The following is a 21,990-nucleotide window of genomic DNA, read 5'->3' as shown; positions in this document are numbered from 1 at the left end:
CTTTGCATCACGTGTTTACACAAAGTCATCTGATGACCTGATGAACAGGGAGAGGAGTGGAGTTCCCATGAAAGTGTCGTTGTTCATCACGTGTTTGGCCGATGTATTTTATCCGGAAGTCGGACGAGCCACCGTGGAGCTGTTGGAACGGCTCGGCTGTGAAGTGGATTTCCCCGTCGCGCAAACTTGTTGCGGCCAGCCCGCCTTCAATAGCGGATATCATCGGGAGGCGAAAAAGGCCGCCCGCCACATGATCGAGACGTTTGCCCACGCCGATTATGTGGTGGCCCCTTCGGGCTCCTGCACGGCCATGTTGAAGGAGTATGTTCATCTCTTTTCCGGAGAGGACGAACGGGAGTGGCAGGAAAAAGCACGTGCATTGGCGGAAAAGAGTTATGAATTAACACAATTTTTGGTAGAAATCCTGGAAGTGGAGGATGTCGATGCAACACTTCCCGTCAAAGCCACCTATCACCGTTCCTGTCACATGACCCGCCTGCTTGGGGTGAAAGATGCACCGATGAAGCTGTTGGCCCATGTCAAGGGACTGTCGCTGGCCGAGCTTCCCTGCGCACATGACTGCTGCGGGTTCGGCGGTACCTTTTCCGTGAAGATGGCGCCGATCTCCCAGCAGATGGCCGATGAAAAAGTATCGCACATTGAGGAAACGGACGCCGAGGTCCTGATCGGGGCCGATTGCGGCTGTCTGATGCATTTGGGTGGCCGGATTCACCGTCAGGGAAAACCGATCCGTGTCATGCACATCGCCCAGGTGTTGCAGTCCGGTCTGGAGAAGGAGGGGAGATAAATGGGCCTGCAATTTGGAGACGTCGTTTTCTACCGGCGGGTGGACAAAGGAATTCGGGATCAATTTATGCGGAACGCGGTCCGTGCCGCGCAGGAACGCATGCAGACAAGCCGCCTGCGTGCAGCTGAGGAATTGGGTGACTGGGAGGAATGGCGACGGCTGGGTGAAGAGATTCGGCGTCACACCCTGGAATATCTGGATTTTTACCTTGAACAATTGAGCGACCGGGTACATGCACTCGGGGGCCATGTCTTTTTCGCACAAACGGCGGAGGAAGCGACCGCCTACATCCGCGATGTCGTTCAAAAACGAGGCGCCCGCCGCATCGTCAAATCGAAGTCGATGGTGACGGAAGAAATCGGCCTAAACTCCGTCCTGGAAGCGATCGGTTGCCGGGTGGTGGAAACGGATCTGGGAGAATACATCCTGCAAGTAGACGATTATGATCCCCCCTCCCACATCGTGGGGCCCTCCATACACAAGGACCGGGAACGGATCCGCCAGGTGTTCGCGGAAAAGCTGGGATATACGGGGTCCGCTGAGCCCGAAGAGATGACCGCGTTCGTCCGTCAGCAACTTCGTCCCGATTTTTTGACGGCGGAAGTGGGAATCACCGGCTGCAACTTCGCCGTCGCCGAATCGGGCACCGTCTGTTTGGTCACCAACGAAGGAAACGGCCGGCTTGTCACCTCCCTGCCGCCCGTCCACATCGCAGTGATGGGGATGGAGCGGATCGTACCCACTTGGGAGGAGCTGGAGGTGATGGTGGGATTGCTCTGCCGTAGCGCCGTCGGCCAGAAACTGACCAGCTACATCAACTGCCTGACCGGGCCCAAAGCGGCAGGCGACGCGGACGGACCGGAAGAGTTTCACCTGGTGATCGTTGACAACGGGCGATCCGACATCCTGGGCACCGAATTCCAAAGCGTGCTCCAATGCATCCGATGCGGCGCCTGCCTCAACGTTTGCCCCGTATACCGCCACATTGGCGGGCAAGCCTACGGTTCCATCTACTCCGGTCCGATCGGCTCCGTGCTTTCGCCATTATTGGGCGGCGAAGATCTCTACCGGGAACTGCCCTACGCGTCCAGTTTGTGTGCCGCATGTACGGAAGCGTGTCCGGTGAAAATTCCGTTGCACGAACTGTTGATCCAACACCGGCAAAAAACGGCCGAAGAAGAAAGGCAATCACCGCTCGGCGAGCGTTTGGCGATGAAGGCGTTCGGCATGGTGTCCGAATCTCCCCGTCTGTACCGGTGGGGAACCAAACTGGCACGAACCGCTCTTCGACCCTGGGAGGAAGATGGCGTCATCCATCAAGGTCCGGGACCGCTCCAACCGTGGACATCAATTCGTGACCTTCCCTCCCCCAAACGGGAAACCTTCCGTGAATGGTTCGAAAATCGGCGCAAACGAGGTGAGCAGTTGTGATTCACAACCGCGAAGCGTTTCTGGAGCGAATCGCCCGGAAACTGGGACGTCCCCGTATTTCAGAATCGGTGAAGCGGCCTTCTCATTGGGAGTATGGACCGCAATGGCGCACCCTCGCCGATGTGACTCAGGAAGAACTGTTGTTAGTGTTTGAACGTCAATGTCGGATGATTCATACGGATGTTCGGCGAACGGAATCCCCATCCCTGCCTGACGTACTCTTGGAAACGATCCGCTCTTACAACGGAAATTCCGTGATCTGTTCGGATGATCCGCGTTTTGACGAGTTCGGGTTATCTTCCCTATGCACCACCCAAGACAATCCATACGGGTTGGACGTGTATATATGGGATCCTGAAAAAGGGAAAACCAATATCGAACGCGCGGAGCAGGCCGATGTGGGCATCTCGATCAGCGACATCACACTGGCCGAGTCGGGGACCGTCGTCCTGATGAGCGGTGGAGGAAAAGGCCGCTCCGTCAGCCTTCTCCCCCGTTACTTTATCGCCATCGTTCCCCTGAGTACGCTTGTGCCCCGCATGACGCAAGCTGCTCGCATGATCCGTGATCGGGCTAAACGGGGGGAAGCGATTCCGTCTTGTGTCAACTTCATCTCCGGCCCCAGCAACAGCGCCGACATTGAGATGAACCTAGTCGTAGGCGTACACGGACCCGTCAAAGCCACCTACATCGTCGTGACGGACCGCTGACGAAACCCGTTGAACAGCTTGGATCCATTGCCTATACTTTTCACATGGGAGCCGGTTACCGAGATTTGCCCACCGGCTCTCGCTTTTAGAGTGAATCCGGGAAGGAGCAAATGCATTCCCGGGTGAGCGACTCACCACGCCCGACCGAGCGAAGACCCGGATAGCGCAAACATGAAATCGAAACGAAGCGTACTTTGCCCGCGTCCTGTGCTCCGGATCGGAGCGGCCATGACCTACTTTCTTATGGGAGGCAGGTGGAGCGAACCGGGAGAGCAATAGGACAGAATTTGCCAGACACGCCCTAGTCACTTCGGAAAAAGGATGAGCCAACCATGAGAATCGGATTCCGAACTGCAAAAACCGTTGTTGCTGTGGTGCTCGCCATTTACATCGCCGATGTCCTTCATTTGAAATTGGCAGAATTCACCGGGATCGTCGCAGCGCTCCTTTTGAAGAACACACGAAAAGAAACAGTGGTCACAGCCGGAAAAATGACGATCGCCGTGTTGTTCACCCTGGCAGTGGATACCTTGCTATTCAGTTTGCTGGGTTTTCATGTTTATGTCATCGGCTTAATCCTGCTGTTTCTAATTCCAATATTGGTACGGACCAGGACCGAGCGCGGCTTGTTACTCGGCACCGTCGTCACCATTCACGTGTATACCGCCGGCCATCTGGATATGGACATTTTATTGAATGAAATTTGGTTGATCCTCATCGGCATGACCGTTTCACTTACCATCAACTGGCTCTACATGCCGAGCCGCAAGGAACAACTCCTCAACATCCACCGCCAATTGGAGCTGGTGGTCGCCAACGTGTTCGATCATTTCGCCCGTGCGTTGGAGGAGAAGGACTATATGTGGGACGGTGCGGAAATTCTCACCATCCACAACCTGATTCAACAAGGAAAAAAAGAAGCGCTCCTGCATGAGGACAACTATATCACCTCGGACGACGTCCTCCGGTTTCATCACTTTGAAAAAAAAGAAAAGCAGTATGAACGCATCAAACACATGCTTGCTCTCGTCTCCCGTGTGGATCAGGTGATCGTTCAGGGGAAGATGCTGGCCTCAATTCTCAGAAAAATGTCTGCAGCATTGCGTTCTGGTGAGGATGATTTCCACCCAATCCAGGAGGAGATCCGCGCCTTGCGTGAAACCTGCGAAGACATGCCACTCCCCAAAACCCGCAAGGAATTTGAAATCCGTGCTGCTTTATTGCAGATGCTGAACGAGTTGGAAGGATACATTTTCGATGCCGTCTAAGGTGTCTGATGACCAAGGCGAAAACATATCCCTTGTATCAGACGCCTCAACACGGATGCAAGAACCCATTTCCAACTCTTCATTTTCCCGTTAAAATGGAGGGAAACGTCTTTCGGGAAAGGATGAATCCAATGCGGTCTGTAACAATGGCAGTCCCCCCCTCCTTTCACCGCCTCAAAGGGTTCGCCATGGTATTGGCCGGGGCTACTTGTTGGGGATTGTCGGGTACGGTAGCGCAATGGCTGTTTCAGCACCAAGGATTTCAACCCGGTTGGCTCGTTTCCCTTCGGTTGTCCCTCTCCGGCATTCTACTGCTCCTGTATTTCGCTTTGGTGCAAAAACAAAAGGTGTGGCAGGTCTGGAAGCAAAAATCGGATCGACGCCAACTGCTGATCTTTTCGTTTTTAGGAATGGCAGGTGTGCAGTACACCTATTTTGAAGCGATCCAAGCGGGGAACGCCGCCACTGCCACCCTGTTACAGTACCTGGGCCCCATTTTCGTCACTGTCTACGTTGCGCTCCGCAACCGACAACTTCCCGGACGGAAGGATATCGTCGCCGTGGTGCTCGCACTGGTGGGAACCGGATTGCTGGTGACCAACGGACGGTTGGACGAGTTGAGCATCTCCCTTTCCGCCGTTGTCTGGGGGTTGGGCTCCGCCGTCACCGCCGCTTTTTACACGTTGTATCCGTCCCGATTGTTGAGCAGGTGGGGGGCTGGTGTCATCGTGGGCTGGGCCATGTTGATCGGCGGTGTGGGAATGAACATCGTGCACCCGCTTTGGCAGACGTCGGAGCAAGTGTGGACGGGTAACACTTGGTTGCTCGTCGGATTTGTGGTCATTTTCGGTACGTTGCTCGCATTCTATTGGTATCTGGACAGTCTGCGTTATCTCACGCCGACGGAAACCTCCCTCTTGGCCTGTGCCGAACCGCTGGCGGCGGCCATCGTTACGGTGGTGTGGCTGCATGTGCCGATGGGCGTGTGGCAGACCATCGGCGGGATCTGCATCGTTGCCACCGTTGTCGCACTGTCCAAGGAAAACAAAAAACCGGTCACTTGACCGGTTTTTTTATGGATAATTATGGTTCCAGCACCCGCAGAATTTCATACAGGATAAAGCCCATCACGGCCGTACCCGGCAGGGTCAACACCCAAGCGTAGATGATCTTGCCGGCGATGCCCCAACGCACACTGCGAATGCGTTCGGCCGCACCCACACCGATGATGGAACCGGTGATCGTATGCGTGGAGCTGACCGGGACGCCGATTTTGGCCACCGTGGTCAAAATCAGTGCAGCAGCGGTTTCCGCGGAAAAACCGTGAGGAGTTTCCAACCGACTCAGACGAGCGCCCATTGTCTGAATCACGCGCCACCCACCGGCCGCCGTCCCGATAGCCATGGCCAAACCGGCGGCTATCATCACCCAGATCGGAACCTCTAATTTGGAGAGATGTCCGCTGGTGAACAAGGCGAGTGTGATGATGCCCATCGCCTTTTGTGCATCCGACGTACCGTGACTGAACGACATGAACGACGCGGATACAATTTGCAGCGGGCGGAACCATTTTTTCACTTTGGAAGGCGATGTTTCCGCAAACACCCGGCGGATCAGTTTCATGATGGCAAATCCCAGCACGCCTCCCAGCAACGGTGAAACCAGAAGAGCGATCAAGATGGTGACAATCCCTTTCACTCGCAGTACATCCCATCCGTTGTATGCAATAGCCGCTCCGACCAATGCCCCGATCAAAGCGTGGGATGCGCTGATCGGCAAGCCCATCAGTGTCATGGCCGTATTCCACAAAATGGCCGCCAACAAAGTGGCGACGATCACCAGTAATGTAATGCCATTAGGATCAACGATGTCCTTCCCGATCGCTTCGGCCACGGCAGTGGAGAAAAATGCCCCGGCCAAGTTTAACGCGGCTGACAACAGCAGGGCTTGGAGCGGCGAGAGCGTCCGCGTGCCGACAACGGTTGCAATCGCATTCGCCGAATCATTCCACCCGTTGGTAAAATCAAAGATAAGTGCGAGAATGACGACGAGTACGATTAACCACATCGGATCAGGCATACTTCATAACCACACTTTCCATCACGTCCGCCAAGTCTTCCGTCGTGTCCGTCACGCCTTCCAGCTTCTCGTAAATCTCTTTCATCTTGATCAGCTCAATCGGGTCGGTCGGGTTTTCAAACAACGAACCCACACTTTCCCGCATCAGCCGGTCCCCTTCATTTTCCAACAAGTTGATTTCGACGGAGAGTTTACGAATCGTGGCGAAATCCCTTTTTTCCAGTGCGATGAAGGCTTCATGCAAGTACTTGGCCGAACGCTCCAAGATGTCAGCGAACTGTATCAAATACGGCGTGGTTTGATGCACGCGAAAATATACGAAACGAGATGCGCACGCTTCGACACCGTCCAGCACGTCATCCAACTTGACCGCCAACTGCAGGATATCTTCCCGATCCAACGGTGTCACGAAGGTTTGATTCAATTCCCGGATGATCAGGTGTGTATAATCGTCGCCTTTGTCTTCCAGCTCTTTAAGCCGTTCGGCGAACTGCTCTTTCTCTTCCAGGGTTTCAACATTTTCACGAAACAGTTGCATGGCTTCGACCAGGTTTGCAGCTGCATCGATCAATGTTTGGTAGAAGACCCGGTCCTTCGCTCTGTTGAACAACAACGCCAATTCCTCCTGTCCATGATTTCTTCACCATTCCTTATCATACTCTTAATCAATTGGGTTGAAAATGGGATTTACCAAAATGTAAAGGAATGGTTCATGATAGAAGTCGTTGACGAACCTATCAACCCGCCGGAGACAACTGGCCGACAGCGATCAGATAGATTGCCACGCCAGCTGCGATGACAATCCCGGTCGCAAGCGGCAATTCCCAACCGCGAAATGCTTTTTTTCCATTTTCCCTGCGGGCGGAAATATAGAAGAAAATGCCCAACGCATACAAAATCGCCGTCATCAAAAGAAAATCCAACCCGGCGGCATAAACAAGCCACAATGCGTAGATTACAGCAGCGATCCCAAGCAGCAAATCTTTGCCTCGGGATTCGCCTTTAGCATACCCCTCACCGGTCCATACCAGTTTGATCTGATACAACGCCGAAAACAGGTAAGGCAGCAGAATGGCAACACTGGCCAATGAATACGCCACCTGATAGGTTGACTCAGAGAAGAGGACGATGATGATGAACAGTTGAATCAGCCCGTTGGTCAACCACAACGACCCACTCGGACTGCCGTTGCGGTTTTCTTGGCCCAACCATCGGGGAAAGATCCCATCTCTTGCTGCGACATACGGCAATTCCGCGGCCAGAAGCGTCCATCCCAGCATCGCCCCCAACAGGGAAATGACCAACCCCAAGTTGATGATCACAGCCCCCCAGGGTCCGACCACGTGTTCCAACACATACGCCAATGATGGCTCATGCAGTTTCGACAGCGCTCCGCGACTGAGTGCTCCCATGGCAAGGACAGAGATCAAAACGTAGATCACCATCGTGCCCAGCAATCCGATGACGGTGGCCCGCCCCACATCTTTTCGATGCTTAGCCCGTCCGGACAACACGACGGCACCTTCTACCCCGACAAACACCCACAGTGTCACCAGCATGGTGTCCTTCACCTGTTGTTTGACCACCGGCCAGTCGAAACCCCGAGCCGTTCCCCAAAAGTCACGGACGAAAACATCCCAGTGAAACGCAAACACCATCAGGATCAAAAACAGGAAAATGGGGACCAGTTTTCCGATTGTCGTGATGAGGTTCACAAATGCTGCTTCCCTCACCCCGCGTAGAATCAAGAAGTGGAGCAACCACAGCAAAACAGATGCAAAAACGATGGAGGGGAGATTGTTCCCTTTGCCGAACATGGGAAAGAAATAACTGAGCGAGCCGAACAGCAAGGTAGCATAAGCCACATTGCCCAACAGCGCTGACACCCAGTATCCCCATGCACTGTTGAATCCCAAAAACTCACCAAATCCTGCCCGGGCAAAACTGTAGATCCCTCCGTCCAGATCGGGACGGCGCATGGCCAAATTCTGCAACACCAAAGCCAACGCGATCATCCCGGCCCCGGTGATCAGCCAACCGATAAGAACAGGGCCACTGTTGGCAGCGACGGCCAGGTCGCTCGGCAGATTGAACGCACCGCCTCCCACCATCGTGCCGACCACAATGGCAATCAATGAAAACAAGTTGAGTTCTTTCCGATTCACCATATCAAAGTAAAAAGACGAGTCCGTAACAGTGGGCTTCGACTCGTCTTCCCCCACCTTTCTATATTGATATTCGCCCCTCTTTATTTTAGTAAAGGATGAGCGAATGTAAAAAGGTTTATTTTACCATAAAAGTAGGGGAAACAGGCTCCGCTGGAAAATGACAGCGGAGCCTGGGATGGAGACGGATTCTCATCAGGATGCGACAGGTGTCTGCGTGCTTTTGGCTGACATCAGCAAGCCTGCACATACCAACATACAGCACAACGCAATCGCATACGGCGCCGTCGGAAAGTACGTGGAGGCGAATCCGGCCGCCACGGGTGCCACGGCGGCACCCAGCCATCGGATGAAATTGTAGGCACCCGAAGCGATGCTCCGTTGGGCTTGGGACGTCTCAATTGCCAGTGTTGAATAAGCGGTGTTGTTCAGCCCGGACACGAAACCAGACAACACGATCACCGCGATCGTAATCACTTTGTTGGGCGACATCAGCACCAACAGTAGTACGACCGCCATCAGTACGGCTCCTAACCGGACCACCCACATCGGCGAATGACGATGCAACAATCCGTGCGCCCACTTAGTGGAACCGATCCCTAAGCCGACACCCCATCCAAAAAAAATCAACCCCAAAGAGATGGCATCCAGTTTCAACAGCAAAGGTGAATAGGCCAAAACAGTGAAAAAGGCGTAATAGTACAGCATCGCCGCTACTCCCACCAACAAAAAGGGCCGATAGGTAAGGGCGGAAACAAAGTCGCCGAACCCGGCGCTTCGGATTTTCTGACCGGCCGGCTCCTGAACCAGGAGAAGCGTCAGTACAAATGCCAACAGCATCAAGACACTGGTGGCCATAAACGGGTAACGCCACCCAAACTGACCGAGCAATCCACCCAGCAACGGGCCGCACGACATACCCATGCCCAAAGCGGCCTCATAATAACCCATGGCTTGATCCAAGTTGGCGGCCATCCCAATCAAGATGGACATGGATGTGGCGAAAAACATCGCATTGCCCATTCCCCACCCAGCACGAAATGCCATCAATTGTCCGATGGTGGATGACATCGCACAAGCAGACGCAAAGACCGCCACCAGGAAGAGTCCAGATACCAGAATACGCTTGCTACCCCAACGAGCAGCTAAAATCCCGCTGGGAATCATGATAATCGACATCATCAAAATATAGCTGGTAAACAGCATTTCCACCTGCCAGTGTGTCGCGCCGATCTGTTTTGAGATGATCGGCAAAATCGGGTCCACCACCCCGATCCCCATGAAACCGAACAATGCCGCCAAACAGGTTGTCAAAATACCGCGCTTCGCCCGTCGCTCATGTTCATCATGTATCGTCGAGCCCACGCTTTTCACCCTCCCTCTCCATTGCTCTCTTCGATCTGCTGGAGCTGGGTCAGCATGTTTCGCACCTCTTGCTGAAACGCCACCATCTTCTTCATTTTCGCTTCCACCATCTCCAATTGCTGTTCCAAAGCTTCCCGCATCTCCTTGATATCCTGCCGTTTCATCGTCGGATCCGTGGCTTGGCTGTATTCCCGACGATATGCCTCAATGCGTTTGCCCAGCTCCAAAAACTGCTGGATTTCTTGTAACGAAAATCCCAGTACCTCCTTGATGTCCACCACGCGTTTCAGCTCTTGGACATCTTCGTCCGTATAGAGGCGGTATCCGCTGCCACTGCGCTGGCTGGGCTGAAACAGCCCAATCTCCTCGTAATAACGGATCGCTCGCTTTGTTAATCCCGTTTTCCTTGCTACATCTTCAATTTTGAGCCAAGCCATGGCAGGTCACCTCTTCAATTGATATTCATTGTACCGACAAATTAACGTTTACGTCAACGTTAATTTTTTTCGTTAAGCATAAGAAAAACCAAGCGGAGAATCCTGCTTGGTCAGGTATGCGCTCGACTGGCCAAAAAACTACCTTCAATTTGCAAAAACAAAACATTCAGATCACATATGCGGCTGGAAATGTCATTCATTTTCTCCATCGTCTCATAAAACGCCTCGTCCTCGTCTGTCTGTTTCAAGCGCTCATAACAATCCATATACGCTTGTTCCAGCAGCTTGATTTGCGGGGGAATCTGGGCACATACCCGTTGACAAACCATTTCGAACTCGTCTTGTTGCTCCAAAGTCAGCTGATCATATGCCACGTGCAACACCGGGCGTTCAATTCGAAGACGTTCGTCGTAAATCAGTTCATACCATCGATTGCTCATCCGTTCACACTCCTTCTTTTCATGATATAAAGAAAGCCTCCGTTTGACAATAACCGGAGGCCACATGATACTGACTGTCCCTTCAGTCGGGACATCATGTTTTCAACGAAAACTTTTGATTCAGTTCCACCAGTTTTCGTTCCACCAAGTGCACATATTCGGGAAGGACGAAGTTGAAAGCTTGTTGCAACCGATCGACTGCTTCCCGGACACGTCCTGCTTCGACCAGCGCCTGCGCATAATCCAAGACAGCAAAAGGCGTGGAGTATTCTGCCCGCCAGTACTGATCACACAGCTTGATTAATTCATTCTTACATCCATGTTTACTCAAGATGGTGACGATCGTCATCAGTGCTACCTCTTCATCAAACGACGGGGGCGTCTGTTCATCCCGCTCGGATCGAAACCATTCCAACACATTGCTGAAGAAATGAACGGCTGCCGAGGTATCCGCCTCTTCCAAATGGAGACGGCCCGCGATTAATTTTGGCCACCAAGCCCCTTCTTTTTCCACAAACGGCTTCAGTTCGTCCATTGCCTTACTCTTGCCGCCTTCTTCGATCATCAGATCGACCCACCACAATAGCGCCGTCTCCTGATTGGGTTCCAGCTCCAGTCCCCGACGCAGCGATTCGATCACGCGTTCCCGGTCTCCCCGTTTATCATAAATACGGGCCATATAGGTGTGTGCCAGGCCACGATCCGGGTACTTCTTCATGCATTCACGTAACAAGGTTTCCGCTTCTTCATCTTCCCCCTTGCGCAAAAGAATCAGCGATTTCAACAGGAGGACACCTTCAGCTCGGTTGTACAACTCCAACAATCGGTCGGCGCCACGGTCAGCTTCTTCTACAAAACCGTCCCGAAAAATCTGCACCACAAACGTATACAATTCCTCCGGATGATTCCATTCAGCATTCAAATGTTCGGGAATCACCTCTTTACGGAATTCTTCCCGGTCCAGCCACACTGGGTGTCCGACTCCGTCGAACAGTGGAATCATCTGTTTTTCTCCCACGCTTCGCCCTCCATTCAATTGCAAGGTTCAGATTCCTCATGATTCCACTACGACAACATTTTTTAGAAATAAAAGACAAATCATACCATCGGAAGAATCATGTTTTTCTATCATTATAACAAATGTTTCTCATCTGCAAACAACGGGATGCAATCCGCTTCCACCAACAGGGCGACCCGTCCGCTTTCCGTTCGTTCCAATGGACGTCGACTTGAGATAGACACTTTGACACCATTGTCCAACTGAATGTGATGCAGATATTCCCTTCCCGTATCTGCAGATAACACCCATTTGCCCTCCAATCGCAGCGTTCGCTCCCCAATGGGCTGTGACCAGCCTGCCGCCTGAAGGTCACGGGGATAGATCGCACCGCTGACAATCGTTCCTTCCGGAAAAGAACGGGGAAACATGGCAACGGGGAAAGAGCCGACATCCGTTTCCCACACCCTTTTTCGCCAAACTCCCCGGATGAGAACGGCTGATCCCATCCACTTCGCCACATCCGGTGCAACCGGTTTGTCGACCAACTGTCTGGCCGTTCCTTCCTGCAGGATACGACCTTGATGCAGGATGGCGATTCGATCCGCCAATCGAACCGCTTCCTCGCGATCCCGTGTGGAGTAAATCACCGTCATTCCCAGCTTGTACAACAATTCTTTCAGCAGGATCCGCAGATCTTGCCGCAGCCATGGTTCTAAATCACTCATTGGTTCGTCCAGCAACAACAGATCGGGTTGCAATACCAATGCACGTGCAAGTGAAACGCGACGTTGCTGATCAGTTGTAAGCTCCGATGGCATCCGGTTCGACATCTCCGCCATCCCGAACCAAGCCAATGCGTTGTGAACCATGTTTTTCCGTTCATCCGGAGGCAATTTCCGAAAACGCAACCCATAATCCACATTTTCTGCCACTGTCATATGAGGAAATAACAGTGCTTCCCGAAACACCATCACTACATTGCGACGATGGGCGGACTGTGCCGTGATATCCATGCCGTTTAACCAGATGCGACCTCGCTGATTCGGATGCAGCCCGGCAATAGTTTTGAGCAAGATGGTTTTTCCTGCGCCAGCCGGGCCGAGCAAGGCGAGAATTTCCCCTTGATGCACCGATAGCTGTATGTCCTTCAGCACTGTTTTCCTGTTTTGCGATGCGGTCCATTTTTCCAACCTCAGCATTTCTTTCAACCGCATCCCTCCCCTTGCGAACGTTTGCTGTTATGTTGTCGCTCCCTCCACCACATCCAGATGATTGCAGCGGTACCGGAAGCAACAAACAGGAACAAGCAAACTGTAGCGATCTTGCGGTGCAAACCATGAAACAAAACGGGAATGCCAAGGGCACGACCGCCTTCCAACCACCAGATCAATAGGGATTGTCCAACTGCAGTAAAAAAAACCAGCAAAGAAACCACTTCGATCACGGGACGCAACAGAGGCAGTGTAATCGTCCAAAACACCTGGATCGGTGAAGCACCCAAGGTACTGGCCTGCTCCACCATTTCTTTCCCGATAGACTGATAAGCATAGGTTAGTATAAAGATAGAAATAGGGATGGTAGGGATGAACACCATCAGTACCAAATCCACTGGCCCTTTGTACGTCCCCAACATGGTCAAAGCGAAAGCCAAAAGTACGATCACAAACAGGAAGTAGGCTGGTATGGTCGGTTTTCCCTTCCATTCCACACGAGACAACACTTTTGCTGCGGGTAATGCCACCGCCAGGTTGAGAACCGTCACAATCAAGCCCACCGTCACCGACCCAAACCATACACCCAGCCACTTGGGTGCCGCTTCAATTATTGCTGGCCACCCATCCGGGGAAAAAATCAATATCACTCCCCAAGCAAGCACCCCTACAATCGATGAGATCAACAAGATAGCCGTCCCTGACAAGCTTTGTCTCATGCTCGGGTCCCCCCATTGGTGATCCGGCATCCGTTCCTCATCCTATTCACACCATGATGATCCGCCCCGTTCATAATCGGTACCCAAACCATCCCTCCTGGTAGCTGAACACGCTCTTCCTCCAACCACTTGATCCTTCATTATCCGATCAACGGCCGTTCTTCTGGATATCGGAACGGGCGCTGTTCATTTCGTTTGGCGATGGCAAACGCGATGGTCACCGGTCCAAGCCGTCCGGCAAACATCGTGAACGCGATCAGCAACTTGCCCGCCATCGTCAAATACGGCGTTAATCCCATTGTCAGACCTACCGTACCGAAAGCCGAAACCGTTTCGAACAGTGCCTTCAAAAAGATGCCTTGCAGATGTTGACTTTCCGTTATGGTCAACACCATCGTCACGGCTATCACCAACGTCATAGCGGCAGCAGTAACCGTCAAAGCTTTATACACCTGGGTACCGGGGATGCGACGTCGGAACGACTCCACCTCGTCATGTCCCCGTACCATGGACCACACAGCCAACAAGATGGCGGCCAATGTCGTCGTTTTGATCCCGCCTCCCGTCGAACTGGGTGAAGCCTTGACGAACATCAAAATCACGATCAGAAATGTGTCGTCGGATACAATCCTGCAATGTCCACCGTATTGAAACCAGCCGTCCGCGATGTGACTGATTGGAAGTATGCGGCCAAGATTTTACCACCAAACGACATGGGGCCCAGTGTTTTGGGGTTCATCCATTCCACCAGCATGATCAACAGTGTACCGACCACAATCAGAATTGCCGTGACGGACAAGACCAGCTTGGTATGTAGACTCAACCGTTTGGTTCGGGGGTATTGCAGAAGCTCCACGATGACGATGAAACCGATCCCTCCGAGAATGATCAAAGTAGAAATGGTCAAGCTAACAATCGGTGATTCGGCATAATGCGTCAACCCGGAAAATTTCCCGTACACATCACCGAACAAGTCGAAGCCCGCATTGTTGAAAGCAGAAACCGCGTGAAAAAAAGAATAGTATATGCCCTTTTCTCATCCGAATTGCGGAACCCATTGAAAGGCCAATGCGACCATTCCCAGCCCTTCGATCGTGAAGGTGATGAGAACGACATACAAAACCAACTTGACGACGCCTGCCATTTTCAACTGATTAAATGCTTCCTGCAAAACCAACCGTTCTTTTACTCCAATTCTCTCCCCCAGTAAGACCGCCAAAAAAGTAGCGAATGTCATGAATCCCAGTCCGCCTACCTGAATGACCAATTCCCCAAATGTGCTGAAGGTCGTCGCCGTATCGCGAACAACCTAACCCGTCACACAAACGTCAGAGGTAGACGTAAAAAGCGCATCGACAAACTGAAGCGGCTGACCGTTTTCCGTTGAGATGGGCAAAGTAAGCAACAAGGCACCGATCAGGATAGTTACGGCGAACCCAATCACCAAAATTTGAGCAGGTGTCAGTTTTCTTTTGCCTATAGTAGTATCCGTCATAATCCCTTACTTTTCACCCTTGACATCTGTGATATACTAACTTTAAATAAGTGGGATGCGACATTCCATTTGGTATACTATGTCCATCACTTGGTTTTGATTATAATGGAGAAGATAGGAAGGAACAAGCGAACTGCGTTCCCCCTTGATCCGGCAATTCACGACGAAAGGGGACTTGAGCATATGAGTAAAAAAACGCGTGTCGTCGTCGGCTTGTCCGGCGGCGTCGATTCATCGGTTTCCGCACTCCTGTTGAAGCAACAAGGATATGACGTCATCGGTTTGTTCATGAAAAACTGGGATGACACCGACGAGTTCGGAAATTGCACCGCAACGGAAGACTTTGAAGATGTCCGAAGGGTTTGCGCCCAAATTGGTATCCCGTATTACTCGGTCAACTTTGAAAAGGAATACCGGGACAAAGTATTCGCTTACTTTCTCGATGAATACCGCAAAGGCCGTACGCCCAACCCGGACGTCATGTGCAACAAGGAAATCAAATTCGGCGAATTCATGGAGAAAGCCCTGCAATTAGGAGCTGATTACATCGCCACCGGTCATTATGCCCAAATACGCCGAACGAATGGAGAGATTCAACTGCTGCGCGGGGCTGATCCCAATAAGGATCAAACGTATTTCCTTTATATGGTCGGCAAGGAACAGCTGGCACGTACGCTGTTCCCCATCGGACACCTGACCAAACCAGAAGTTCGACGCATCGCCGAAGAGGCTGGGTTGGCCACCGCCAAAAAGAAAGATAGCACAGGAATCTGCTTTATCGGCGAGCGGGATTTTAAAGAGTTTTTAAGCCATTATCTCCCAGCCCAACCAGGGGAAATGCGCACCTTGGACGGTGAGTACAAAGGTCGGCACGACGGCCTGATGTACTACACATTGGGTCAGCGTCACGGTCTGGGGATCGGTGGTTCCGGAACGGGTGAACCCTGGTTTGTGGTCGGCAAAGACCTGGAAAACAATATTCTTTATGTCGCACAGGGACACGATCACCCTGCTCTGTATTCCGATTACCTTATCGCCACCGACGTACATTGGATCAGCGGGGAAGCGCCGAAGGACTCCTTCCGTTGTACCGCCAAATTTCGCTATCGCCAACCGGATCAAGAAGTGGTCGTACACCCCCGGGAAGACGGCACGATTTTGGTGAAATTCGCCCGTCCGCAACGGGCCGTTACACCCGGACAATCCGTGGTGTTGTATGATGGAGAAGTATGCCTCGGCGGCGGCATCATCGACACAACCCACAAAAAAGAAGCATCCTGACATTGCACAACAAGATCAAAAACTTGCCCGGACCGCATTGGTCCGGGCTTGTTGCTTTAGTTGTGATCCACCCGATAGTGGTATGGGATGCGAATCTTCTTGCCGTTTTTGGCCAACAACGTGATGTATCCGGTATAATCCAGACCCACCGTTTTTCCTTTACCGGAAACCGTAACTTTAAACGTGCCCTCAGCTCCCGGGTTGACAGTGAGATAGGTGGCGCTTGTTTTGACATTTCCTTTGTTGTCAACGATGATGTAATACGTCTGTTTGGTTTTTGTGGTGTTTTTGACCGTTACCTGCATGGTTTTGCTGCTGTTTTGCCCGTTGGGCGGCACGATTTTGAAACTCAGACTCGCCGGATTGGCCAAAGCGACCGGCTTATTGGCCGCGGCCACGTCGATGATTCCACCGCCCACTTCCAACGGGTTGGCTGCACTCTTCGGATCCCTGCCGGTACCGATCAATGCCGCTTTGATGTCCTGCGGTGTCCAATCGGGGTGAGCCTGTTGTAACAAGGCCGCTGCTCCGGCAACATGAGGCGCCGACATCGAGGTACCATTGTATGACGCCAAACCGCCTCCCACCACGCTGGAGTAAACATTTACCCCGACTGCGGCCACATCCGGCTTCAGCGTGTAGTTTACCGTCGGTCCCCTGGAGGAGAAGTTGGCGATATAACTGTCGTTGGTCGTGAGAAATTCTCGCTCGGGGAGGGGTTCCAACACGGCGGATGCCGATTGTCCCTTCAAAATCCAATCCCCGTCATTCATCGACACCATCACCATCGGAATCGTGACGCTTTCTTCCACCAACATGGCAGTGGGATCGCCATCAGTGTTGTTTATCAAAATCACGCCGACAGCTCCCTTTTCCTGAGCCGCTGCAGCTTTTTGCGTAAACGTGCATCCACCACGCTTGATCACGGCGATTTTGCCGGTGAGATCGGCTGTGATTCCCTGACAGGCTGTACCATTGTCATCAGTGACGACGGCCAGCGGCGCTGCCACCCGTGTCTGGATTTGTCCGCCAGGTGCGGAAGAGCCGGCCGGCAGAGTTTTCTCCACTCCGTCCACCGTCACTTTGATCGGTAACCCGATAAAGTGCTTGTTGGTCACAGCGGCAACCGTGATCACCTTGTCCGCTGTTCCGGGAGAACCGATAGTCATCGGTCCAGGTCCTTCGTTCCCTGCGGAGATGACGGTGACCATCCCAGCATCGACAGCCGCGTTGACCACTTCTGCCAGCAGGTCAAACCCCGGTTCAGCCGGGCCGCCCAAGCTCAGATTCGCCACATCCATGCCATCCCGTACCGCGTCCTCCACCGCTTTGGCGATATAGATGCTATCCGCTTCGCAATCGCTGCACGGAAACACGTTGTAGTTACCCAGATATGCCTTCGGCGCGACACCGCTTAAAGGCTTCGTCGCAACACCGGACGGATCTTGGTAATTCGCGATGCCGGCGATCGTTCCCGAAACGTGTGTGCCGTGACTGTCGATCGCTTCAGGTGTTTTGGTCGGGTCCGGAGAGTAAACCCGTGCGACGATCACCTTTTTGCTGGTAAAACGGGTGTCCCCTTTGGGGAAGCCTTCAGGCGTTTTCAGATCAGGATCGGTGAGAAAGGGGTGCTTGGCGTCGATCCCGCTGTCGATGACCGCCACTTTGATCCCTTTCCCGTCATATCCGGATTTCCACATCGGGATGTCGTTGATGATCTCGTGGCTCACATCCATTGCCGGGCGGTACTTGATGCTTTTGACCACCCGCTTGACTCCAGGTGCCTGACGCAGGATACTCGGGTCGGTGCCGTTGGTTTTGACGGCCAAACCGTTCAAAGTGATCTCATATTCTGTCACGACCCGTGCTTTGGGCGCCTTTCTCCGAAGCCAATTTTTCACCGCATCTTGCTCGCTCTTCAATCGATTGGCATAAGATTGCACGGCTTCGGACTGGATGCTGATCTTGTGACCCGCCTCGGGCTTCGTCTTGGCGTATCCCTGGATTCCACCGTTGTACTCCGCGATGGCAGGATCGCTCAACTCGACAAAGTAATACCCGTCTTCTCCCGACCTGACCACCGTCTGATCGCTGGAAGGATCATACCATGCGGAAGCCGGTACGGAAACACCGGTAACTGTGAGCAGAACGGCCAACAACACTGCGAACAACACTCGAGTTCGGCTGCGCATCCTGTCCCCCCCAATTTTGATATCATTGGACTATATACAATACTTCGTTTATTCTATCAAATCCTTCTATACTGAAAATATATAACAAAAAATTTTTGCTCTTTTTACTGTGTCTGGTATAACCCGCGGATAGCATCAATTTTCTTCAACCACGCATCTGCCGTCTCCTGAGGGATCTCCTTGCCCGCTTGTGCCGAAATCTTGTTTTCCAACGCTTCCAGTTGATTCAGTGCGTTGCCGATTTCTTCGGAGAAATAGTAATCCATCGCATTTTCGGCGGTGGTCACCAGATTGCTTTTCACTTCTTCGTCAATATGTGCCAATCGGATGTCATCAAACAAACCGTATGTCAAATACGTGGTGTTGACATGATGAAAGGTATGCGCTTGCCGTTCGGGGTCATAATGCAGGATTTCACCGATCAAACGGGGCATATCCCGTTCGATCGTCCAACCTGCATCGGTTTCAAATTCGGGATTGTCCAGTTTAAACCCTTCCGTACGGATCGAATCGAAACCGACATTGGTCCAATAGTTGTTGACGCTATTTTTTTCGATCAGCCGAAATGTCAGCGTCGCTTTGGACTTCCCTTTCAGATACGGCGTCAAATCGAGGCTGATCTCCCGCCATTTGAGATCGGTCAGTTCCGTTGCGACGTCCTCTTCCCAAACGACCTGCCCGTCGATCAGCAGCTGCTTTACATGATATCCGGGAGCATTTGGTCCTTCGTCCATTGTCCGAAAGGTGAGCTTGTACGAATCCGTCTGACCGGGTACCGAACGGATCGTTTGCGTGGCATCCACATGATCACCAGGTTGGGTGGCTACCGCAGCAGGAACGAAGAAACTGAGATAACCATTTCCGTCGGCCGCTTTCTGATCCTCCGGTTCGGCCAGATTTTCCTTGGCCAACGAGTAGGTGACCACTCCATCCATCTTCCCGTCCCGCACTGCGTCCAGCGCCGTCTGCAACACCTCCCGCACATAAACGGGACTGGGATTGGCCGGCGTGCGGGACAATTTGGACGCGTACACCATCCAAATCAGGTCCAATCCGTATTTTTGAGTGAGCGCGCTCGCCTGTTCAATTTGCGCCGGTTCGGTCGCCCAGATTTGCGTGTTTCGGTAAGGGTCATCCCGGTAAGCCAAAATAACTCCGTCAATATAAGCACCGTGCGTTTTCAGGAAATCCTCGTTCAACGCCACCGAATACATGACAGGGTAAAACTGCAGATCGGGATTGATGCTTTTTGCGGTCTCCTTCATCTGTTCCATATATGCAGGGGTGTAGAAATCGAGGTTGTGACTGAAATCGTCAATCGCCCAACCGATCAGATTGGGATATTGCTTCGACATCTCCGCAATCGCCCGTGCCCATGCGAGATAATCTGTTACATACGGATACGATTTTCTCGTCCCCGTAGATTCTGTCGGCGGGACCAGATAAACAATGACGCGAATACCCGCTTTCTGAGCTGCAGGCATGAATTCATGCACAAAATCATCCCAATCAGTCCGCTCATGCCACACCAGGTAATAATAGGTATTGATATTCAATTCCTTCAACCGTTGAATCATAGCGGGCGTATCCACATGGTAAATCCCATCGGACCGTGGCGTTTTCTCTCTGATTTCCATGGCATAGTCCGCCAGCATCGCTGCCTTTCTTGCCTCTGCCTGTGCCTGGGGAATCATCTGCCCGGTTTCTGCCGTTCCCCACAACAAAACCGCCAACAACAGCCCACACCACATTTTCCACATGAAAGCTCCCCCTTTTTTCCACTACCGCTTATTACGATACGAAGAATCCCTTTTCCTTCCATGAAAACCAGGAACAAAAATAGGTCCTTTGGCACAATTGTCCACAGATCTGTTTCATTATGATGGACATGAACCCATTTTTTAAGAGGATAGCACCATGCGGAATGATTATGATTTATATCCCGAAGCCGCTATCTCCACCCGAGAAACAGCGATCGTGGCAGTGGCGGGGCTTATCCTTTACCCTTGGACTGTTTTGTTCTTTATGTTGATCGCAGGTACATCAAGTGTGGTAGTTCTATACGCGATAACCGATGAGTCCCTCTGGTAAAGGCGGCAAAACCGCAGCACATCCCTTCCAACCCGTCTTCAACCCGATCGTTTGCCGGAGGAGATCAACCGTACGGTTGGGAAGAAGAGGATGATTGGGGAGACACGGACAATGAATCTGGGCCCTTCCCCAACTTGGATGTAAAAAAACCGGTACCACCACCGTTACATAACCGCTGGCATTCGGCATTCAACCGATCAGCATCCCTCATCAGACCATATTAGGAGATCCCGCTCGTCACCACCTGTTGTCGCGCCGCCGACCGTGAACCCGCCAGCATCTACTATCCGTCCAAGGGTGGCCGTTTATATATCGTATTGGCAAACGGATGCAGCCATCACTTCCTTTCAACAACATACTGCCTCCATAGACACAGTGTATTTCTTTCGGTACGAACTAAAGCCGGACGGTACCATCGGTCTCACTCCTTCGGCGAGAGCGAACGAAAAAGCCCTGACACTGGCACGACAACATCGGATCGAAATCATCTATTCTTTGGGAAACGGGGGGGGGGATCCCAAGCGTCTGCATTACTGGTTGGCAACGGCAGACCACCGAAGTATCTTGGCTAAACGAATCGACCAATGAGCCGAACAGCAACGGATCGACGGTGTGGAATTAAATTTGGAGCCGCTCCTCGCCGAGGACCGGGAGCGTTTGTCTGACTTTGTCGCGCTTATCGCCCGGAATTTGCACGCCAAGCGAAAACAACTGCACATCTCCGTCTTTCCCAAGACACGGGAACCGGGAAGATGGTCCGGGCAGCTCGCCCAAGACTGGCAATACCTTGGCCGAGATGCAGACAAAGTGAACATCATGACATTCAACTACAGCATAAAACAGCCGGGGCCCAGAACCCCGCTGACGTGGTTGGTAAAGGTCCTCGACTTTGCGGTCACCAAAATGCCGGTGGAGTAAATCCAAGTGGTTTTGCCGTGGGCCGGCCAACTTTGGAAGACAGATCGGACATCTCCCGAACCCTAGACATATTCACCAGCGCAAGTGTTGTTTCGGAAAGGAAGGTCCCTCCAAACGTGATCCAAACCATGAACCGTATCTGTTGACACTCCACACGGCTAAAGCCGTGGGATTCTTGAGTGGTTAACGCCCTCAGTCCATTTCTGTTTCGGGCAACCCTCAAGCTAGGGCTGTGTCATCAGCCCGTCCCACCCGGTTAGCACGTACCCGGATGGGCGGCACACCTGTTACCAGTGTGCTAGGCTACTAACCCTGAAATGGCTTTGGCGATGTTGATCGCCCCATTCAGATCAGCGTGGATGGTGTATCCGCACTGTTTG

Annotated in this window: 19 protein-coding genes and 1 pseudogene; 8 read left to right on the top strand and 12 right to left on the bottom strand. The window is 52.4% G+C overall.

Features of this window, described 5'->3' with window-relative positions; all coding sequences use genetic code 11:
• Positions 1-67 precede the first annotated feature (67 nt).
• From NWF35_RS07190 to NWF35_RS07170, 5 genes are all read left to right on the top strand, one after another.
• Complete coding sequence (locus NWF35_RS07190) at positions 68-808, top strand: (Fe-S)-binding protein (protein WP_301238378.1); 741 nt, start codon at positions 68-70, stop codon at positions 806-808.
• Positions 809-2,239 (top strand): LutB/LldF family L-lactate oxidation iron-sulfur protein, encoded by a 1,431-nt coding sequence (locus tag NWF35_RS07185; protein WP_301238377.1) that lies wholly within the window; start codon positions 809-811, stop codon positions 2,237-2,239.
• A complete protein-coding gene (locus NWF35_RS07180; protein WP_301238376.1) occupies positions 2,236-2,949 on the top strand; it encodes a LutC/YkgG family protein in 714 nt (237 codons plus the stop codon). Before NWF35_RS07185 ends, NWF35_RS07180 begins: the two co-directional genes overlap by 4 nt.
• A 332-nt stretch (positions 2,950-3,281) precedes the next feature.
• Entirely contained in the window at positions 3,282-4,217 is a 936-nt protein-coding gene (locus tag NWF35_RS07175) for an aromatic acid exporter family protein (protein WP_301238375.1), read from the top strand.
• Between the two features lie 131 nt (positions 4,218-4,348).
• Positions 4,349-5,281, top strand: a complete 933-nt coding sequence (locus tag NWF35_RS07170; protein WP_301238374.1) for a DMT family transporter — start codon at positions 4,349-4,351, stop codon at positions 5,279-5,281.
• Between the two features lie 19 nt (positions 5,282-5,300).
• Here NWF35_RS07170 and NWF35_RS07165 read toward each other — a convergent pair whose 3' ends face one another.
• The 10 genes and pseudogenes from NWF35_RS07165 to NWF35_RS07120 form a co-directional block, all read right to left on the bottom strand.
• Entirely contained in the window at positions 5,301-6,296 is a 996-nt protein-coding gene (locus NWF35_RS07165) for an inorganic phosphate transporter (protein ID WP_301238373.1), read from the bottom strand.
• Entirely contained in the window at positions 6,289-6,909 is a 621-nt protein-coding gene (locus NWF35_RS07160; protein WP_301238372.1) for a DUF47 domain-containing protein, read from the bottom strand. Before NWF35_RS07160 ends, NWF35_RS07165 begins: the two co-directional genes overlap by 8 nt.
• Before the next feature lie 124 nt (positions 6,910-7,033).
• Positions 7,034-8,464: an arginine-ornithine antiporter gene (gene arcD, locus NWF35_RS07155; RefSeq protein ID WP_301238498.1), complete on the bottom strand. Its 1,431-nt coding sequence runs from the start codon at positions 8,462-8,464 to the stop codon at positions 7,034-7,036.
• A gap of 192 nt (positions 8,465-8,656) precedes the next feature.
• Positions 8,657-9,826, bottom strand: a complete 1,170-nt coding sequence (locus tag NWF35_RS07150; protein ID WP_301238371.1) for an MFS transporter — start codon at positions 9,824-9,826, stop codon at positions 8,657-8,659.
• A gap of 5 nt (positions 9,827-9,831) precedes the next feature.
• Positions 9,832-10,263 carry a MerR family transcriptional regulator gene (locus NWF35_RS07145; RefSeq protein WP_301238370.1) on the bottom strand — a complete coding sequence of 144 codons (432 nt, stop codon included), beginning with the start codon at positions 10,261-10,263 and terminating at the stop codon, positions 9,832-9,834.
• A gap of 110 nt (positions 10,264-10,373) precedes the next feature.
• Positions 10,374-10,703, bottom strand: a complete 330-nt coding sequence (locus NWF35_RS07140) for a hypothetical protein (protein WP_301238369.1) — start codon at positions 10,701-10,703, stop codon at positions 10,374-10,376.
• 94 nt (positions 10,704-10,797) lie between these two features.
• A complete protein-coding gene (locus NWF35_RS07135; protein ID WP_301238368.1) occupies positions 10,798-11,721 on the bottom strand; it encodes a tetratricopeptide repeat protein in 924 nt (307 codons plus the stop codon).
• Positions 11,722-11,834: 113 nt separating this feature from the next.
• Positions 11,835-12,902 carry an ABC transporter ATP-binding protein gene (locus NWF35_RS07130; protein ID WP_301238497.1) on the bottom strand — a complete coding sequence of 356 codons (1,068 nt, stop codon included), beginning with the start codon at positions 12,900-12,902 and terminating at the stop codon, positions 11,835-11,837.
• 5 nt (positions 12,903-12,907) lie between these two features.
• On the bottom strand, positions 12,908-13,633 hold the full coding sequence (locus NWF35_RS07125; RefSeq protein ID WP_301238367.1) for an ABC transporter permease: 726 nt from the start codon (positions 13,631-13,633) through the stop codon (positions 12,908-12,910).
• Positions 13,634-13,773: 140 nt separating this feature from the next.
• Positions 13,774-15,128: pseudogene (locus tag NWF35_RS07120) on the bottom strand (TrkH family potassium uptake protein).
• A 183-nt stretch (positions 15,129-15,311) separates the two neighbouring features.
• Between NWF35_RS07120 and mnmA the strand changes: the two are divergent.
• Complete coding sequence (gene mnmA / locus NWF35_RS07115) at positions 15,312-16,409, top strand: tRNA 2-thiouridine(34) synthase MnmA (RefSeq protein WP_301238366.1); 1,098 nt, start codon at positions 15,312-15,314, stop codon at positions 16,407-16,409.
• A gap of 56 nt (positions 16,410-16,465) precedes the next feature.
• Here the strand turns inward: mnmA and NWF35_RS07110 are convergent, their stop codons facing one another.
• Both NWF35_RS07110 and NWF35_RS07105 read right to left on the bottom strand, forming a co-directional pair.
• The gene (locus NWF35_RS07110; protein WP_301238365.1) at positions 16,466-18,601 is read right to left on the bottom strand and encodes a S8 family serine peptidase; all 2,136 of its coding nucleotides are present in this window, start codon (positions 18,599-18,601) and stop codon (positions 16,466-16,468) included.
• A gap of 104 nt (positions 18,602-18,705) precedes the next feature.
• On the bottom strand, positions 18,706-20,361 hold the full coding sequence (locus NWF35_RS07105; protein WP_301238364.1) for a hypothetical protein: 1,656 nt from the start codon (positions 20,359-20,361) through the stop codon (positions 18,706-18,708).
• A gap of 595 nt (positions 20,362-20,956) precedes the next feature.
• On the opposite strand from NWF35_RS07105, the gene NWF35_RS07100 reads away from it, so the two are divergent.
• Together NWF35_RS07100 and NWF35_RS07095 are read left to right on the top strand one after the other, a co-directional pair.
• The gene (locus NWF35_RS07100) at positions 20,957-21,280 is read left to right on the top strand and encodes a hypothetical protein (RefSeq protein WP_301238363.1); all 324 of its coding nucleotides are present in this window, start codon (positions 20,957-20,959) and stop codon (positions 21,278-21,280) included.
• 15 nt (positions 21,281-21,295) lie between these two features.
• The gene (locus NWF35_RS07095) at positions 21,296-21,610 is read left to right on the top strand and encodes a glycoside hydrolase family 18 protein (protein ID WP_435873853.1); all 315 of its coding nucleotides are present in this window, start codon (positions 21,296-21,298) and stop codon (positions 21,608-21,610) included.
• Positions 21,611-21,990: the final 380 nt, after the last annotated feature.

The sequence above is a fragment of the Polycladomyces subterraneus genome, assembly GCF_030433435.1.
Classification (GTDB): domain Bacteria; phylum Bacillota; class Bacilli; order Thermoactinomycetales; family JIR-001; genus Polycladomyces; species Polycladomyces subterraneus.
This window is presented reverse-complemented; position numbering and strand designations above follow the sequence as displayed.